Annotated in this window: 8 protein-coding genes and 1 pseudogene; 2 read left to right on the top strand and 7 right to left on the bottom strand. The window is 69.2% G+C overall.

From position 1 onward, the window contains the following. Positions 1 to 14: 14 nt before the first annotated feature. The 5 genes and pseudogenes from ABZ374_RS27175 to ABZ374_RS27195 all read right to left on the bottom strand — a co-directional run. Positions 15 to 695 carry a hypothetical protein gene (locus ABZ374_RS27175; RefSeq protein ID WP_360315493.1) on the bottom strand — a complete coding sequence of 227 codons (681 nt, stop codon included), beginning with the start codon at positions 693 to 695 and terminating at the stop codon, positions 15 to 17. Positions 696 to 808: 113 nt separating this feature from the next. Continuing rightward, entirely contained in the window at positions 809 to 1,162 is a 354-nt protein-coding gene (locus ABZ374_RS27180; protein ID WP_355529903.1) for an ATP-binding protein, read from the bottom strand. A gap of 573 nt (positions 1,163 to 1,735) precedes the next feature. Beyond that, entirely contained in the window at positions 1,736 to 2,377 is a 642-nt protein-coding gene (locus tag ABZ374_RS27185) for a hypothetical protein (RefSeq protein WP_360315495.1), read from the bottom strand. Then, positions 2,374 to 3,168 (bottom strand): hypothetical protein, encoded by a 795-nt coding sequence (locus ABZ374_RS27190; protein ID WP_360315497.1) that lies wholly within the window; start codon positions 3,166 to 3,168, stop codon positions 2,374 to 2,376. The genes ABZ374_RS27185 and ABZ374_RS27190 overlap by 4 nt, the downstream gene beginning before the upstream one ends. A gap of 124 nt (positions 3,169 to 3,292) precedes the next feature. After that, positions 3,293 to 4,222, bottom strand: a pseudogene (locus tag ABZ374_RS27195) (aldehyde dehydrogenase family protein); the annotation flags it as partial. A 324-nt stretch (positions 4,223 to 4,546) separates the two neighbouring features. Between ABZ374_RS27195 and ABZ374_RS27200 the strand changes: the two are divergent. Together ABZ374_RS27200 and ABZ374_RS27205 are read left to right on the top strand one after the other, a co-directional pair. Next, positions 4,547 to 5,365 carry a tyrosine-protein phosphatase gene (locus ABZ374_RS27200; RefSeq protein WP_360315499.1) on the top strand — a complete coding sequence of 273 codons (819 nt, stop codon included), beginning with the start codon at positions 4,547 to 4,549 and terminating at the stop codon, positions 5,363 to 5,365. A 143-nt stretch (positions 5,366 to 5,508) separates the two neighbouring features. Beyond that, on the top strand, positions 5,509 to 6,300 hold the full coding sequence (locus ABZ374_RS27205) for a GNAT family N-acetyltransferase (protein ID WP_360315501.1): 792 nt from the start codon (positions 5,509 to 5,511) through the stop codon (positions 6,298 to 6,300). 509 nt (positions 6,301 to 6,809) lie between these two features. On the opposite strand, the gene ABZ374_RS27210 is transcribed toward ABZ374_RS27205, so the two are convergent. Together ABZ374_RS27210 and ABZ374_RS27215 are read right to left on the bottom strand one after the other, a co-directional pair. Continuing rightward, on the bottom strand, positions 6,810 to 7,325 hold the full coding sequence (locus ABZ374_RS27210) for an SMI1/KNR4 family protein (protein ID WP_360315503.1): 516 nt from the start codon (positions 7,323 to 7,325) through the stop codon (positions 6,810 to 6,812). After that, entirely contained in the window at positions 7,303 to 18,900 is an 11,598-nt protein-coding gene (locus ABZ374_RS27215; RefSeq protein ID WP_360315505.1) for a LamG-like jellyroll fold domain-containing protein, read from the bottom strand. The genes ABZ374_RS27210 and ABZ374_RS27215 overlap by 23 nt, the downstream gene beginning before the upstream one ends. Positions 18,901 to 18,965: the final 65 nt, after the last annotated feature.

An 18,965-nucleotide genomic window follows, 5' to 3' on the forward strand; every position in this document is an offset into this window, starting at 1 on the left:
GCCCTCCGCCGCTCTCACTCGTCGCCGAGCATGGCGAAGGCGAAGGCCAGGCGACGGTCCACCCAGGGGACCAGGACACGGACCGGTAGCCGGCGGCCGTCCGTGGTCATCACGAGTTCGCCGGCGGCCTTCCAGCCCAGGACACGTGGGCGGACCGGGCCGAGTGAACCGTCGGGGCCGGAGAGCAGGGTGTCGAAGGTGAGGCTGAGCGCGGTGTCCGCCGTGTGCGCGGCCAACCTGCGTGGATCGCTCGTGGTGAAGAGGTTGCGGCCGACGATCTCGGGCCGGCCGGGTTGGTCGATCCGCCACGTGTGCTTGAGCGGCCGACGGGCGGGCGGGATCCGGCGAATGGTGCCGACCGGTTCGCCGTCGGCGGCCCGGACCCGGTCGTGGCGTACGCCGTCGATCGTCTCGGCGGCGTCCACAGTGCAGAGCAGGTCGCCGTCCGGCAGGTGGAGCGAGCGGCGGTCGTCGCCGGCGAACGCGCACGGGGTGAAGAAGGCGCCCGACCCACCGCCCCGGAGGACGCGGATGCCGACCTTCGTATCGAGCGCGGACTTCGCGGCGGCGCGTGCGGGGGACGAGGCGAGCGGGCCGTAGGTGAACGCGCTCACGCTCCGCCAGTCGGTCGGGTCGACGCTCGTCGGCGCGTCCGCGTCGGGTATCGCGTCACCCGGTGTCGTCGGGGGTCGCACCGCATCGGGTTGCCCCCTGCGCCTGCCGAACACCATCCGAGCCCCGTCCTCCCGCGTCACGACACGTCGATGGGCGCTGTGCGCCGGTACGCGTCCGACCGTATCGGGAGCGCTCAGTCCTCCTCGAAGCCGGCACACACCGCCTTGCGGCCACTGCTGCGCAGCTCCACCTTGAACCGCTGGGTGAGCGCGGCGACCACGAGCAGGCCGCGGCCGGCCTCGGCGTCCTCCAGTACCTCGACGGGAGAGGGCAACGAGCACGGCAGACAGTCGAGTACCTCCACCCACAACACCCGGCCGTGCAACGACGCGGAGACCTCGTAGTCGCCGTAGTCGCCGGCGTGTTCGACGGCGTTCGAGGCGAGCTCGGAGGTGACGCGGACCGGGTCGTCGGATTCGAAGCCGACCCGCTCGCAGAAACGCCGCACATGCGCGCGGGCGGCGGAGACGGTCTGCGGTTTCGACACGAGTCGCACAGTCGAGCGCGTTCTGGACACGGTGGTGGCCACGTCTCCCCCTCCGGTCGGTCGGGCTGCCGAGAGCACCGTGATCGAATACACCCTGGAAACGGGCCCGAACTGCGATTATCGGTCGCCGAACGTCCGCGATCCGGTAGGAACCGCAGCAAGATCGGTGAACCACTTGGAAGTTACCGAATCCGAGCGCCTTCCGGGCGGATCGCTTGGCAAAGAAAACCGCGATTCGGATCGGACAACCCGCACGTATCACGTCAACCGGCCATCGGCGCCCGGCAGTTCACCGAATCCGCAGGTCACGGCCACCTTACCGACGATACGACGGAAGCGGGCGGTGGCGGGGCGGTGGCGAAATCACGGAATGGGTCGGGCGTGCCGGGCAGGCGTGAATGGGCGTGGAACGGCGCGCGTCGGGCGAGGCGATGGGCGCGTCGGGGGCGTGCGGATCCACTCCGCGGAGTGATGGTGCCCAGGTGGCGGGCGCGGCGGGTGGGTGCGGCGGGATTGCGGGCGGCGGGTGGTCGTGCCCCGCAGGCCCGGAAAGGGCCTGCGGGGCACGACCGCTCAGAACCGGACCGACCGCTCGATCGACTCGATCTCGGCGAACCGTTCGGTGGCGCTGCTCGGGGCCGAGGACAACATGTAGATCGGTACCGCCCCGGTGTCGATCACGGTGACCCGCAGCCGGAACGGCGCCACGTTCTTGTCCTCGGGCGCGCACTCGATGTCCATCAACCACGCGTTGCGGCCGTCGAGTCGGGCCGCCTCGCTGGAGCGGACCGAGTCCTGGGCCTTGGCCGGGTAGATCAGTTCGAGCTGGGTCCGGCCAACGGTCTCGGCCATCTCCGGCATCGAGCGCGGTTTGGCCACGTACACCTTGGTGTCCACCACGCCGACCATGAACGTCCCGAGCGGGTTCTTCGGGTCGGCGGTGGGCTTGGCGGTGGGGTCGGTGGCCTTGGGGTCGACCGTGGAGGCGACCGAGGAGTACAGGCCGACCACGGTGTCCGGCGGCTTGGCGTACCAGCCCTGGGGCAGCACGTACGACACGTGCGCCTTGGGGTCGCGGATCTCGCCGGGCCGGGCCGGCTGCGTGGGCGACGGCGTCGCGGACGGCTCGGCCTTGGCATCCCCGTCGTCGGCCGGGCCGCACGCGCCGACGGCTATCAGTGCGGCCACGGTCACCCCGAGCGCCGCCCGCCTCATCCCTCGACCTCCACGTCGCCCGCCTCGACCGCCGCGCGGTAGGCCGCCTCGACCTCGCTCCGGTCCGCGCCCTCGCGGTCCAGCAGGTGCGCGTACAGCAGGCGCGAGCCGTCGATGCCCGAGTCGAGCGCCCGCCGGATGTGCTCACGCGCGGCGTGCAACCGACCCGCGTCGAGTTCGGCGTCGCCGAGGTCGACCAGCGCGTCCTCCTGGCCCGCCTCGACCGCCCGGGTCAGCCACGCGATGCCGTCCTCGATCGCGTCGCCGTTGAGCAGCAGCCGGCCGAGGTTGGCCATCGCGAACTCGTCGCCCGCCTCGGCCGGCGGACGCAGCAGCGCCTCCGCCTCCGCGTCGCGGTCGAAGTCCTGGAGGAAGGCGGCGAAGTCGTTCGGCGCGTCGGGGTCACCGGCTTCGAGCGCGGAGGTGTACCAGCGCTCGGCCGCCTCGGGCTCGTCCAGCGCGTCCGCCAGCAGGTTGGCGATCGGCAGCGCCCACTGCGTCTCGCCGAGCCGATGCCGATCGATCAGCAGATCGACGGCGGCGTCCGCCCGGCCGGTGACCTCCAGCAGCTCGCTGAGCGCGTCCACCGCCTCGGCGTCCCCCTCCGCCAACGCCTCCCGCAGGATCGCCTCGGCGGTCTCGTCACCTCCCGCGAACATCAGCTCGCCGGCCTTGCGCCGAGCCTCGGGCACGCCGGAATCGGCGGCGTCGAGGTAGAGCTTGACGGCGGCATCCATGCGTCCCTCGCGCATCGCTTGGTCGGCCTGGGCGAGGTGGTCAATGCCGGACATGGTCCTGCTTTCGGATCGCGGGGTGTGGACCCACGAGCCTGCCACATCCCACACCGTTCCCCGCGCCTGCCACGAGTCGAGTCGGAGGTGCGCGGAGCCCACGAACGCAAGGTGCGGGCCCCGCTCAGAACGGATGTGGCGCGATGTCGCCCCGTACGGTGAACCACTGGGTCTCGGTGAACGCGTCGATGTTGGCGTCCGGGCCACCGAAGCGCGCGCCCGTGCCGGAGGCCGCCTGGCCGCCGAACGGCGCGTTCGCCTCGTCGTTGACCGTCTGGTCGTTGATGTGTACCAGTCCGGTGGGAATCGCGTCGGCGATCCGCATGGCCGACCGACGTCACCCAGGATGCCGAGCGAGAGCCCGTACTCGCTGTCCCGCGCGAGCGCGATCGCCTCCTCGACCGTGCCGAACGGTACGACCGGCGCGACCGGTCCGAACACCTCGTCGGCATACGCCGGCATCGTCGGCCGCACGTCGGCCGGCACCGTCGGCCGATAGAACAGCCCCTCGTGGGTCCCCCCGGCGGCCGGCCGCGCGCCCGCGGCCACCGTGTCCCGCACGAGCGCGTCGATCCGGCGCAGTTGGCCCTCGTCGATGATCGGGCCGAGCGCGACGTCCTTGCTCGCGGGATCGCCGACCGGCAGCCGATCGGCCCGTTCGGCCAGGGCCGCCACATAGTCCGCGTGCAGGCTTTAGTGGACCAGGTGCCGACCGGTGGTCATGCAGATCTGGCCCTGGTGCAGGAACGAGCCCACGCGCCGGCCGACGCGGCCTTGTCCACGTCGGCGCCCGGCAGCACGATCGGCGCGTTGTTGCCGCCGAGTTCGAGGTGGGCACGCTTGAGCAGGCGTCCGCAGGTCTCGCCGATCCGGCGGCCGGCCGCGGTGGATCCGGTGAACGAGACGATGCGGACTTCCGGGGCCTCGACCAGGGCCGCCCCGTCTCGGCGCCACCGGGCAGCAGGTGCAGGACGCCGGCGGGCAGCCCGGCCTCCTCGAACACTCGGGCCAGGACGACCCCGCCACCGACCGCCGTGCGGGGATCGGGCTTGAGCTTTCGGACTGCCGAATACGCCCTGGACGTTGCTACGAATCCGGACACGGCGGGCCAATACCTTCCACTGAACGGAAGCAACAGGAGCCCGGAACGAAAACCGAGCGGCTCGGGGCAGCGGCCGGAGATCGCGCAGCCCGGCCGAACGGCGGCCAGAGGTCGCGCGGGCGCCGAACAGGGGCGGGCGGCAGTGGCGTGGGCGCCGGGCAGGCGCCGATGGAAGTTGCGGGCGCGCGCAGCGTGGAAGGTGGGCGGAGGCTGCCTCGGTGCCGGGCGGGTGCACGGGGCGGGGCGTCGATCGGTAGGTCGACATAGGATCATGCGATGAACCAACCGACGCGACGCCACGTCGACTTCGCCCGCCTGCACAACTTCCGCGACATGGGCGGATACCGGACCGCCGACGGCCGCACGGTGCGTTGGGGCGCGCTGTACCGCTCCGACTCGCTCGGCAAGCTCGAAGGCGCGGACTGGGAGACGTTCCTGGCGATCGGGGTCCGCACGGTGATCGACCTGCGCTACCCCCAGGAGATCGCATACCGAGGTCGTGTCCCGGCCCACGAGTCGTTGACCTACCACAACCTCAGCATCGAGCACCGCCCGTACAACCAGCCCGACTTGGCCGAGGACGTACTGCCCGGCCCGTACCTGGCGGCCAGGTTCGCCGAGGTCGCCGAGGACGGCGTGCGTGAGATCCGCGAGGCGCTCGCGGTGATCGCGGCGGCCGAATCCGCGCCGGTGGTCTTCCACTGCGCCTCCGGCAAGGACCGCACCGGCCTGATCGCCGCTCTGGTCCTGGCCCTGCTCGGCGTCCCCGACGAGGACATCGTCGCCGACTTCGCGCTGACCGAGCTGGCCACGGCCCGGTTGCTCGCCGACTGGCAGGCCGAACACGACGGCGCGACGCCCCGCTGGCCGGCCTTCGGCCGCGCACCGGCGGAGGTGATGGAGCTGTTCCTGGCGGACCTGGCGAAGACGTACGGCTCCCTGCACACGTACGTCACCGACCGTCTCGGCTTCACCGAAGCCGAGATCGAAGCCCTCCGCGAGGCCCTCCTCGAATCGGCCGACGCCCCTACCGGCCCGGTTGTCGGGGGCGCCCCGGTCACCTCCGACACCCTGGGCACGCCCGTCACCCCGTGACGCGGTAGCCGCGCGGCTGCGTCTGCCGCGCGCCCGGCGCTCCCCCGGGCCCGCCCGGGCGCGCAGCCCGCAGCCGCGGTCGGGCGCGCCGCCCAGCCGAAAATGCCGGCCCCGGCCCCGGCCCGATGTGGTGGGGTGGCCGGATGAACGTGACCTCCCTGGCCTTCCGCACCGACCTGATGTTGCTCACCCTCCAGGGCAGCCACATCGACGAACGTGACGGCTACCTCGTCGTCCGGACCCCGGCCAACCCCACCTTCCACTGGGGCAACTTCCTTCTCCTGGCCGCGCCGCCCGCTCCCGGCACGGCCGCCGCCTGGATCGACACCTTCCGGCGCGAATTCCCCGACGCGACCCACGTCGCGCTCGGCGTCGACGGCACGACCGGCGCGGCCGGCGACCCGACCGACCTGGCCACCGCCGGCCTGGCCGCCGAGCGCAGCACCGTCCTGACCGCGACGACCCTGAACGCGCCCCCGCGACCCAACACCACCGCGACCTTCCGCATGGCCGAATCCGACGACGACTGGGCCCAGGCCGTGGCCCTCACCGAGGCCACCAACCCCGGCTACGCCCCGGCCGCCTACCGCGAATTCGCCACCCACCGCCTGGCCGGCTTCCGCAACCTCCAGGCCCGCGGCCACGGAGCCTGGTTCGGCGCCTTCGAAGACAACCGACTCCGCGCCGGTCTGGGCCTGTTCACCGACGGCCGCGGCCTCGCCCGCTACCAGACCGTCACCACCCACCCCGCCCACCGCAACCAGGGCCTCGCCACCACCCTGGTCCACGCCGCAGCCCGACACGCCCAATCCCACTGGTCGGCCGAAACCCTGGTAATCGTCGCCGACCCCACCTACCTCGCCATCGACCTCTACCGCGCCCTCGCCTTCACCGACACCGAATCCCAAGTCCAACTCAGCGCTGACGCAACCTGACCCGCAAGCCGCGCCAAATACCCACATGCGGGCACTACATCGCCATGACAGGCATCAAGTCCCACCCGGGACAGCCATATCGCCAAGTTTCGCGATCACCCCGGCGTTGCTCCGAGACCATGGCTATCCGAGACCGACTGCCGGACGAGCGCAGCGCCATCGACGTCTCCCGGCAGATTCCTCGCAGGCACCCTCACCGTCCCGCCGACCACATCAGGCCTGCGACTCAAGGCCGTCCGGGCCGTTCGTGGCGGCTGACGTCGTCGGCGGGTTACAACGCTGCCGACAGCACGGTCGACCAGTCCCACCCGACTAGCTCCGGAACCTGATCGACGCCATCGGCGTCGGAAGTTCCATAAACGGTTCGGAACGCCTTCGTCGGAAAATGATCCTGCCCGTTCCTTCAACTCGCGCAGGATTCCGGATATTTCACGGATCTCCTCGGCCGAGGAGATTCCGAGCCGGCTGCGGATCCCCACAAGGACGTCGTGGTCCGGGTGGCCGGAAGATCACACCACGCGGCCCACCAATTCATAGGACGGTTCTTCCAGGACCGACTCGTGGAAGAAATAGACGTCTCCAGTCAGGGCTCCGGATAGAAATTCCTCAAAACCCATCTGATAATCGATCCACGTGCTGTCCCAGTCGACGAGAACCGACCACCCACCGATCTTCATATGAGCCCTGGATCTCAAGAAAACCTGATTCCCAAACGGCGTGTGTCCGATCGGGAAGATTCCTCCCGCTGCCGGGAAGATCCGATACGGCACAAGTGACGGTTCAGTGCGTTCATACATGGAGGAAGTGGTTCTGATTTTCCGCCGTAGACTGAGACTGTCGTCCGCTTCGGGCGCCCGCGGATGAAAAAGTGTCAAGGTGTCACTGATCACACACGGGCCGTACGCTGATATAAACTTTTTGTAGTCGAGCGGAAGGTCGACTCCGAATTCGTTTTCGAAATCTCTCCAGTCGAAATCGACATCATGGTTCAATTGCGGTTCGCTAAGGATGCGTGAGAGCTCCACCTGATGTCCTTTGCGTACAGTCGTATCCGCCTTGCGGTCGGTTGTACACCGTGCAATTCAATGCATACCCACCACTGCCGTAAGCTACCATCCTGATCCGATCCGGCACCCCGGCGTGTCGCGTTGGGTCTCCGTAGATCGGTAGAACTCCAACGGATACCACCTGCCCCCCGGTTGCGGCGTTCTGAATGTCCCGCTCAAGGCCTGACATATCGGGGCTATTGGCCGGATTTTGATATCCGGCCACGAAATTCCGGAGCGTGTAACGCGCACCACCGGCATTATCCGCGATGAGGTGGAGAGCCGCCCGGTTGTCTGCGGGCAAGGTCGTGTAGCCCGCCGGTTTCCACTTCGGGTCCCGGCGAGTCAGGCCGGTTCGCACATCGTCCCCATCAATTATGGCGACCGCCCCGGTCGCTCGACAGTCTTCATCATCGGGGCCGAATTTTGTCATGGGCGCATAGAAGTATCCCGCCTCCTTGGAAGGGAGATCACGCTGACATTTATTTCCGGTTCGCCGTCGATTGATATCGGCACCGGAATCACCGAACCCCATGTCGGTGTCGATTCCCTCTTCAGGGAAGAAGGCTTTCAGCATCTCCAGCGAGTGCTCATCCTGTGCCACCTGGTCCGGATCGTATACCGGGTTTGGCTGCGAATTGGTAGCGCTCTGAAGCGTGTCGAAGGTCCGGGTGCCGTCCAGGAGACCCTTGATGATGGAGACCATCGGATCCGTAATGGGCGTGGCGGTAGTCGGCGGGCGGTTCTTCGGGGCGGTGGGGCGGTGTGGAGGCTTGGGCTTGGGCTTGATCGGCGGTTTGCCGGTGGGGCCCTTGCCTGGGCCCTTGGTGTTTCCGCCTCGGCATCCGATGACACAGCGGCCGCCGGGGCCGCCGGTTCCCGGGCCGGCACCGGGGCCACCGGTTCCCGGGCCGGTGCCGGAGCCGCCGCTGGATCCGCAGGCGCCATACGTGCGGCAGGCCCAGGCGTTCAGGTCGCCGGCGCGAGTGCCCGCCGCGGCCGAACTGGCGGCCGTGTTGTTCGCAGTCGTCGAGCGGGTCAACCACCAAGTGGACAGCACGGCACTCCCGGTGACGGTTCCGCCGCCGCTGCCGGTCCAGGAATTCCACTTGTTCTTGAGGCTGGATCCGGCGCTCTTTGCTCCGGACCACGCTCCCGAAACGGCGCCGGAGAGGGATTGGCCGAGAGCACCGCAACTCCTACGACATTGGTCGGCAAGGGTCGTACCTGCCCACGCGACCAGCATGCTGAGCGCGATCGCCTCCACCACACAACCGTCGATGCAGTGCCCACTCGGGTCCGTGTTCCCCAGCGGGTTGCCGCCCCCGTAGGCGTAGCGGTTTGCGTTGCCGGAAGGGCTCGGGTCGAGGGTCCAGGTGTCTCGGGAGTCGAAGCCGCCGCTTGCCGGGTCGTACCAGCGGCTGGCCATGTTGACCTGGCCGGTGGTGGGGTCGGTCCAGGCGCCTTGGTAGCCGAGGCCGGGGCGGGCACCGGTTTGGCTGGTGACCTGGCCGAAGGGGTCGTACGTGGTGGAGGTGGTGCGGTCGAGGGTGGTGGGGTCGAGGGCGGCGGTGACGTCGCCGTGCTGGTCGGTGACGGCGAGGGTGGCGGTGGTGCCGTTGCCGGTGGCGATCAGGTCGCCGCCGGCGGCTCGGGTGAACTTGGTGCCGCCGTCGGCGACGAGGTTGTTGGTCGTGCCGTCATAGGCGAAGCCGGCTTGGCCGTCGCGGGTGATCATCCGGCCCTGGGCGTCGTAGCCGTAGGAGGCGCTGTCCTGGGCGAGTTGCTCGAACGCGTCGAACTGCATCGACTTCGTCAGACCCGGAACGGTGATCGTGGAGCGGGTACCGCGCGGAGTGTAGGCGTAGGCGGTGTCCCCCGCGGTGAGCAGCCGGTTGCGCTCGTCGTAGGTGGCGGTCTTGGCGCCGGCGCCGGTGCGGTTGCCCGCGGCGTCCCAGGTATAGGGAGTGACGGTGGTGCCGTCGTTCCACTGGGTCAGGCGACCGGCAAGGTCGTAGGCATAGGTGTTGTTGCGACCGCCCGTGGCTGATTCGTCCTTGCCGGTCATCCGGCCGTCGATGTCGTAGGTGTACGACGTGGACAATTTCGACACGTCGTCGTGGCCGACCACTTCGTCGTTCGTCAGTCGCCCCAGGTCGTCGTAGGTGAACCGACGATCGGGTTGCGCGATCGAGCGCGCCGCCGCCCTGTTCGCCGACGGCCACTCGATGACGGGCCAGTGATCCCAGAACGTCTCGCCGGCCACGTTGCCGGAGCCGTCGTAGCCGAACTCCACGGTGTACCCGGTCTGTGGGTCGGAGGCGAGGTAGGGCTGCCCTTGGCGGTTGTAGGCGAAGCGCGCGGTGCCTGCCGCATCGGTGCGCTCGGCGAGTTGCCCCTCCGCATCCCACGTGTACTGCGCGTTGCCCGAGCTGCCGGCAGCGGTCAACTGCAGGCCGCGGTCGTTGTAGGTGTAGGTGTTCGTGGACTTGGGCGCCACCGCACCGAAGGTTTGTGCCTTGGTCAGCCGCCCGGAGTCGTCGTAGGCGAACACGCGCCTGTCCGTGACGGCTTCGGCGCCGGTGCCGGTCTGCTCGACCAACCGGCCCAGGTGGTCGTACGTGTTGTTCGAGCGCACGCCGCCCGGCGCCGATTGGCCCGTGGCCTGGCCCACCGCGTCGTACGTCGTGGTCCAGGTCCGGTCCGCGGGATTCGGATGGGCCGTGGTGGCGGGTTCGATCACACTCTCCGGCTGATCCCACGCCGTATGGGTGTAGACCGTGGAGTTGCCCTTGCCGTCCGTGAAGCGCGTTCGGTTGCCCATCGCGTCGTACCCGAAGGACGAGACGATGGAATCCGTCGCATTGACCTTCTCGGTCTGCCGGAGCAGGCGGCCGGCGGCGTCGTACACCGCGTCGGTCCTGCCACCGCCGGGCTTCGACGTCGAGACCTGGTTGCCGTTGGCGTCGTAGGCGAGGGACGACGCACGCAGCGAGACTTCACCGAGAGCGGAGCCGTTGTACCGCATGACGATGTCTTGGACCGCGTCCACTCGGCCCAGGGGGCTGTACACCCACCGGTTGCCTCGGCCCTGTCCGTCATAGGTCCGAACCAGGCGCCCCACTCCGTCGTAGTCGGTGACCATCTCGGCGACATCGCCCCAGCGGCGCGTGGGTTGGCCCGCCAGGTTGTACTCCTGGCGTATCTCGCGCCCTGTCGGCGACTTGGTCGACACCGGTCGGCCCGCGTCGTCGTAGGTCATCGTGGTGGTGAAGTTGTCAGCCGTCGGGAAGCGTTCGACCCGGGTGCTGGTGAGTTGGCGGCCCAGTTGGTCGTAGGTCGCCTCCGTGCGGGCGCCGTCGGGGTCGACGGAGGACAACCGGCGGCCGTTGGCGTCGTAGGTGTAGTGCCAGGTGGCGGGCTTCGGGGGTGCGTCCGCGAAGGGCAAGTTCAGCAGCGGGCCGCTGTCGGTCCCCGAGATCGCCAACGCGCTCTGTTGGACCGGCGCTTCAGGGGCCGTCTTCTCGACAATGTTGCCCATCCGGTCGTAGCGCACCTTGCCGGTCCGGCCGAGAGCATCGGTCGACTCCACGACGCGTCCGGCCTTGTCGTAGCGGACCTGTGTGGTGGCGGTGATCGGCTGGGTCGCGCCCGGCGGCGTGTACGGAGGCAGCGTGGTAGCGGTGGTGCGTCCGGCCCGGTCGGTCACGCTCGACGTGACGCGGCCGTTCGCATCGCGGGACACCACCGGTTCACCGAACGCGTTGTAGCCCACGGTCGTGGTCGGCCGGGTGTTGGTCGGCGCGGCGCCGCCCACCGTCACCTCGACGGTCGGGGACGCGGTGGAGACCTCGCGGCCCAGTACGTCGTACGTGTGCGTGACGGCGTACGTACTCGGCGTCGAGCCCGCCGCGTTGCCGTTCGGCGAGACCTCCTCCAGCACCAGGCCGCGCTGATCGCGCCGCACGGTGTCGACCAGTACGTCGTCCACGCGCGGAGTGCCGGTCTCGTTGTGGGCGGTCCGGCGCACGACGCGACCCGCCTTGTCGTACACGAAGTCGGTGGCCTCGGGCGTGGTGATGCCCGCGCCGGTGCGCTGCGTACGAGCGACGAAGCCGGCCGGGTCGTACGCCGTGGAGCTTTCCCGGTTCAGGCCCCCGGGGTCGAGCACGGTCCGCACCGGTCGGTTCTGCGTGTCGTAGGTGAAATCGGTGATCGTCGTGCCGCCGGTGATGCTGCGCGCCACGTTGCCCGCGCCGTCGTAGCTCAGCCGCTCCAGCACGATGTCCCGGGGGTCGTCCTCCGGCCGGTTCACGCCTCGCGCGATGGTCTCGGCCTTGGTGTCGTCGTCGTAATAGGTGTACGACGTCGTCGCGCCCATCGCGTCGGTGACCGAGGCCAGTCGGCCTGCGGGGTCGTAGGCACGGGACTCCACGACCAGATCGCGCGGAGTGCCGGACGGGTCGCCGTCCCAGCCGATCAGCACGGTTTCGGCGGGCAGCCCGCCCGGGGTGTAGGTGTAGTGGATCTCACCGCCGACCGGGTCGATGGTGGAGGCCAGGCGCCCGAAGGCGTCGTAGCCGGTACGCGTCACCCCGCCTTCCGGGTCGGTCGCGGTTTCCAGTCGACCCTTGGTGTCGTAGGTGTAGGTGCTGGTCCGGGTCGTGTCACCGCCGGTCAAATCGGCGGTCGATTCCTCGACCACACGCCCGTCGACGTCGTAGACGGTGCTGCCGCGAAGTGTGTGGGTGACACCGGTGATTTCGTTGCGTACACCCGGCCCGGTCGCGGTCGTCGGCCGCGAGGCGTGGTCGTAGGTCGTCGTCGTGGTCACGCCCGCCGGCACGCTGTCCGAGACCTCGGTGGTGGTGATCCTGCGGCCGAGCCCGTCGTGGGTCTGTCGGGTGATCAGGCCGACCGGGTCGGTGGTGGCCGCGAGGTCGCCGTTGGCGTAGTACGCGAACGTCGTTACCCGGTCGCCGGGTTGCGTGGTCGAGGCGAGCAGACCGGCGGGTACCGTGCCCCCACCGATCGCCGGTTCGGTCCCGGTGGTGTAGGCCCGCTGGGTGGTCGAACCGTCCGGTCGGGTCTCGCCGCTGGGGTGGCCGGTGGTGGTGTACGCGTACGTGGTCTTGTACGTGTTGTCACCGACCTCCGCGGAACGTGGGTCGCGCACCGCGATCAGTTGGTCGTTGCGCGGGTCGAGCGGGTTGTCCTTGTTCAGATAGAACTCCTGATAACCCGTCCAGCACTGGGTCGTGGTCCGGCACGTGGTGCGGGATATCTCGTTGCCGCGCGCATCGTGGCCGCTGATCACCGAGTTGCCGTTGGCATCGGTGACGGTGTGCCGGAAGCCGCCGCTGTCGTAGCCGTAGGTCGTGGTCGCACCCTCGACGTCGGTGACACTGAGCGCTCGACCGCGGAACAGGTCGTAGGTACGCCGTTCCTGACGGTTGTTCGGGTCGGTGACCGTGGTCGTGGTGGTGAGCGCGGCGCCTTCGGCGGAGTTGCCGCTCGCATAGTGGCGGGCGATCGTGTCGGCGCTGAGCGCCTGGTGATGGATCGCGACCTCGTCGATCGCGCCCTTGAAGTAGCCGCGCACGTCGGTCGGTTTGGCGGGCCAGGCGAGGTTGTTGATCGGTCCGGCGCCGATGGTGATGTACGGGTCCACCACGACGGCGGTCGCGTCCAACGGCGCCCCCACCAGGTTTCCGTCGAGATAGAGCCGCTGTGTCTTCCCCGGGACGTCCACGCTGAGCGCGGCGTGGTGCCAGCGCCCGTCGAGCACCGACTCGGTAGAAGTGATCGGTGCCGCGGTGCCGTTCCAGATCTCACCCCGCAATTGGCCGTCGGTGCCGACGTAGAGCATCGGCGTGGCCGGTGTGTCGACCCCCGAGTACGGCATGTCCTGCGTGGAGTAGCCCATCAGCACACCGGGGCCCTCGGCCTGGAACCACAGCTCGGTGGTGAACTGCGTGACAGCGGTCAATTGATCCTTGGGCATTCGGATGTGCGACGACGTGCCGTCGAAGCCGGCCGCGCGGTCGCCGGTGGCGCCGAACGCACCCTCGACCGCCTGCCGGACGTTCCAGGAACCGGCCGCGTCGGTGGCCGGTCCCGGTACCAGGTCGATCGGCGCCGTACCGCTGTCGCTCTCCGTCAGCGGCCAGTATCCCGTCGGACCGGCCGCGAGAACCGCCTTGCGGTAGTCGGGCGCGAGCCCGTCGGCCGCATCGGCGTGGGCGGCGACGGTGGCCGCGTCCAGGGTCTTGCGGTAGACGGCGACCTCGTCGATCCATCCCTCGAAGTACCCGGATCCGGCCGGTGCCTTCTCGTAGCCCGAGGTGGTACCCGCACCCACGAAGCTGCGCAGGCTCTTCTCGTGGAACACCGCGCCGCTGATCGTGCCTGCCACGACGCCGTCGAGGTAGAGCGTCTGCACGACGCCGTCGGTGGTGAGCACGACATGGTGCCATCGGCTGTCGTCGACGGATGTTTCGGTGACGATCTGCGGCAACGCCGTACCACTGGTGGTGAAGAACTTGGCGCGCAACTTCCCGTCGGTATCGACGTAGAGCGCCGGCGTGTAGGTCGTCTGCGATTCCCCGATGCCGGCCGACTGGTAGCCGAAGATCACACCCGGCTTCGACGTTTCGAAGGACATCTCGATGGTGGCCTGGGACGATCCGTGCACCATTCCCTGCGGCAACTCGATATAGGAGCTCGTGCCGTTGAACTCTGCGGAACCTTCGTCGAAGGTCGCGCCGTAGGGGCTACCGCTCGTGGCGAACGCCCGCGCCGCCCCGTTCGTGGCCCTCGCTCCCTGCTGCGAGGTGACCTCCGAGCCGGAGGTCTCGTTCAGCCGGTAGTACGACCATGGCCCCGAGGAGGCCACCGCCGCACGATAGGCGGGTGCGCTGTTCGGTATCACCGCCCCGCGCGCCGCAAAGTGCTCCGTCACCGCGGCGGCGTCGATCGCCCGGTCGTAGACCGCCACTTCGTCCATCGACCCGTCGAAGCGGCCGACCGTGCCGGGGGCCTCCGCCCATCCGCTGACGAATCCGGCGCCCAGGTACACCCGGCTCGAACTCTCGTGGTTGATGGCGCCGTTGATGCTGCCTGCCTTGGCGCCGTCCAGGTAGAGCAACTGCACGCTGCCGTCGGCCGTCAACACCGCGTGGTGCCAGCGGCTGTCGGTGACCGATTGGGCCGAGGCGACCGGTGCTGCCCACGCGGCATCCGCCTGCATGAACTTGCCGCGCAGCTTGCCGTTGGTGTCGATGTAGAGCGCGGGAGTATACGTACCGCCGACCCCGGCCGGATCGTCGATCGCATTGGACTGGTGTCCGACCAGCACCCCCGGCTTGTCGGTCCTGAACCACAGCTCGATGGACAGCCGAGGGTTGTTCCGCAGCAGATTCTGTGGCAACTCGACGTGGGACGTGGTCCCGTTGAACTCGGCCGCCGTGTCGTCCCCGCCCGCGAACGCACCCGCCCGACCCGGGATCACCTCGTGGTAGGTACCTGCTCCGGCGCTGCCGAAGGCGTTGTTCGCGCCGGTCCCGCCCTGTTCACCGAGGCGGTAGTAGGCGACCGGTGCGGACGCGGTGATCGCGCTCGCGTAGGCGGCGGAGGAGGCGGTGTAGGTCGGTGGGGCCACCTTCCAGGCGCCGCCGTTGGCGTCGGTGACCTGCGTGACGCGGTCGGTGCGGGCGTCGTAGGTCACCTCCGCGTGCGTCCGCCCGGACGGCGACGTGACCTTGGTGAGTTGGTTGGCCACGCCCCGTGCGGCGTAGTGCTCGGCCACACCGGTGGCGCCCAACGGGCGTTCGTAGAGCGCGACATCATCGATCGAGCCATTGAAATAGCCGATCGCTCCGGGCGATTGCGGGACACCCTGGGCGAAGCCCGCACCGACGAGCGTGTTGTTGCCGGCCGGGTGGTAGACCTCGCCCGAGAGCGTGCCCGCGACCTGACCGTCCAGGTAGAGCGTCTGCGCCGTCCCCGCCGCGGACAGCACCACATGGTGCCATTGGTCGTCGGTGACGATGCCGGCGGACGTGATCGGTTCCGGGGTGGCACCGCGCGTGAGGAAGCGACCGCGCAGCTTGCCGTTGGCGTCGATGTAGAGAGCGGGGTTGAACTCTCCACCCACGCCCGCCGGATCGTCGAGCGCACGGGCCTGCTGACTGAACAGCACCCCGGCCCCGGTCGTCTTGAACCACATCTCGACGCTGAGGAACGTGGACTTGCCCACGATGTCGGTTGGTAGTCGCACGGACGACGACGTGCCGTTGAATCCGGCGGCCTGGTCCGGGGAGCCGGCGAGCGCGCCGGCCTGACCGAGTGTCACGTTGCGGTATTCGGCGCCCTCGCGCGCGGCGGCGGTGGGCACGCTGTCGGCCGCGTTGCTCGTCGGGCCGGTATCGCCGAGCCGCCAGTACGAGCGCGGACCGGCGTCCATCACGACGGAGCGGTAGTGCGATCCGGTCGTGTAGTCGTAGCGTGTGCACGGCGCCGTCGGCCCGGTACCACCGGGGACCGGCGGGCACACGCTGGTCAGTCGGTCGCCGTCGTAGCCATACGTCCACACCGGGCCCGGGGTGGTGGCGTCGATCGGGTTCGTGCCGGCCTGGGTGACGTGTGCGCCGGTCCAGGTGAAGCCGAGATAGCGGCCCGAGGTCACGTCCGTGGCCCGGGCGATCCGACCGTCGGGACCATAGGTGATCTGCTGGGTACGGCCGGCGTAGTCGGCGACGGAGATCAGTCGGCCGGCGGCGTCGAAGGTCTGTCTGGTGCCGGACTTGTCGGCCAGTTGCCAGCCGCCGCCCGATACCGCGGTGAAGGTGGCGAAGCCGCCTGACGGTGCGGCGTAACTGCCGTCGGCGTTGCGCCCGAAGCGCATCTGACCGCCAGTGGCGAGCACCACGACCACGTTGCCCGAGCCGTCGTTGTCGGGGATCGCGCGCATGTCCCAGCGCGAGGCCCAGCCGGCGCCGAACGCGGTGTCGGTGCGCGGGTCGAGCGAGTTGTACGTACGCGAGACCGTCAGGTCGGGGCCGACCGCGCTCACCGAGGCGTCTGTGGCGGCCGTAGTGTAGTTGCCGACCTGTTCGTTGAACTCCCTGCCCGCCGCACCGGCCGCGAGCCGGCTGGTGATCGCCGGCTGCGGGACCTGGGTGGAGAACATCGCCTGCCGCGCGAATGTGCCGTCCGCGCCGCCGGAATCACCGACCGTGCCGTACCAGGAGTAGGTCTTGCCCCAGGTCAGATTCCATTCCTTCGGCACCGTCCACGGCGAACTCGGTTGCCAATCCGAAGTGTGGCAGTCCTTGCGGGTGTTCGCACCGTCGACTTCGCAGACCTCGAACTTGTAGCGCAGCGGCTGGTTCACCGGCCAGGCGTCCCGGTCGTGCCCGGTCACGTGCAACATCGGGGTCAGCGTCGAGAACGTGTACCCGCTCGGCGGCCAGGCCGTGTCGACGGCCGGCGGCCGGTTGGGGATGGTGAACACGGCCGGGTTCGGGCGCAGCGAGGCGTCGGTGCCGTCACCGATGTACGCGTACCAGGCATAGGTTCCGCCCTTGGCCAGGTTCCAACTCGTGGGCACCGTGAACGAGGCCGGCGTCTGCCACAGGGAGGACTGGCAGTTCTTGCGGTAGTCCTGTGCCTCGACCACGCAGACCTCGAAGCGATAGTCGAGCGAGGGTCGCGGCCAGTTGTCGGGGTCGTTGCCCGCGACCGTGAACGTCGGCGTCGTGCTGTCGGACTCGTAGCCGTTCCCGGGAGTCATCGAGGTGATGACAGGCCACTTGTTGCTGGTGCCCAGGGCCATCGGCAGTGGTGGAACGCCCAATTGGGAGAACTTGGGGATGTTGCTGCCGTCCATGTCCCATGCGAGGGTGTACGTCCCCGGGGGGAGCTTGGCGATGGTGGCGTCGAGCGTCACCGATTGGCCCGGCGGCACGTCGTTGGGCAGTTGGGTCCAGGCCACGGTGTTCAGTTCGGTGCCGCTCGCGTTGAACAGCCGGTAGTGCAGCGAGTGGATGCCCTTGGTCCAACCCACGGCGCCGTTGTTGGTGACGGTGACACTCGCGATGCCGTCCTGAGTGGCCGTCACCTCACGCACCAGGCTGTTGAACCGGTACGCGGCCCGGAAGGGCGTGTAGTCGATGTCGAGCTTGACGCCGCCGTTGGGCGCGGTGTCGAACTTCTTCCAGGTCTTCGGGTCGCCCTGGGCGGTGCGTACGGTCAGACCGTTGTTCGCGGCGCCGGTGACCCAGCCCTGGATCAGATCACGACCGCCGGTGCCGAGGTCGACGACGCCCCAGCCGTCGTTGCAGCCGTCCGACTCGTTGCCCAGGGCGAACGACGCCGAACCCAGCGCGGGTCCGTAGGAGGGACCCGGCCACCGCACCGAACTCGGATTCCAGGAACCGGTGTTGCCGTGCACGGTGACCGTACGCGGTGCCTGGCAGTCCCAGGAGTGAACGTTCCACATAGCGAGTCGGGCGCCGGTGATCGTGTTGTTCTGCAACTGGGCCGAAACCGCGGAGGTGTTGAGCAGGATCGCGGCGTTGGCGCAGCCGCTGTCGCAGTTGTACCCCAGGCGATACACGTCCGTCTGGAAGAAGTTGCGGCCCTGGACGATACTCACCGAGTTCGAGGCCGGCGTCACCGCGACCGTAGGGTCGACCTTGACCGGGTACACCCGTCCGGGTGCGTCGAGCCAGGCGCGGTCGAGCTTGACCCGCAACACCTGCGTCCTGTCGGCCCGCACGACGAGTTCGTAGGTCACGCCGCCCGACGTGGCGCCCTCGCCCGAGGCCGGATCGACTGCGGAGTCCATCATCCAGCCGTGCGGGATCATCGCCTGGACCGCGCCGGTGACATCGGTCAACGCCACGTTGCCACTCGCGTCCAGGCTCGCGGTGAGCCCGGCCAGATGCAGCGGGAAGTCCCAGGTATCCGGTGCGGAAGGCGAGTTCAGGAGGATCGTCTCCTTGATCTCGCCGTCGCCCGCCTTGAGGTTGACGTCCGATTGAGGGCGCGCACCGGTGAAGGTGATGCTGTCCGACACGGTCTTGCCGACGCTGGGAGTCGCACCGTCGAGGCCGAAGCCGACGCTGGTCCCGTTCCCCGTATGCAGCGTCGCCAGCCGGGCCGCGTCCGCCTTCGTGGCCACGTCGACGGGGTTGGCGGCGGCCCGCGTGCGCCACCAGTCAGGGTCGGTCGCACTGCCGCCCATCGGCGCGAGGGTGTCGTCGACTTTGGCCCACGTCCCGTCCGGCAGACGGTAGTTGACCGGGTCTTCGGAGACCTTGAGGGTGCGACTGCCGTCGGAGTTCTCGTAGACGCTGGTGTGCGAGTCGCGTTCGGTCGGCAGTTCTCGGCTCGTCTGCTCGTCGAAGGATGAGCCACCTGCGGCCTTCGGGGCGGGCGGAGCGGCGGCTGCGAGACTGGTGCCATCGGCCTGGGGCGCCGACCGGATCTGCTGGGTGCCGGCGCCCGCGAGCGGTCGCTCGGGCGTGGACTCGATTGGGGTGGGTACCAACGGCCCTTGTTCGGGCCCCAGTTCACCAGGAGCCTGGCCCGCAGGTCGCCCGGCGCCGCCCGCGC

The organism is Embleya sp. NPDC005971, from assembly GCF_040629175.1.
Lineage (GTDB): Bacteria > Actinomycetota > Actinomycetes > Streptomycetales > Streptomycetaceae > Embleya.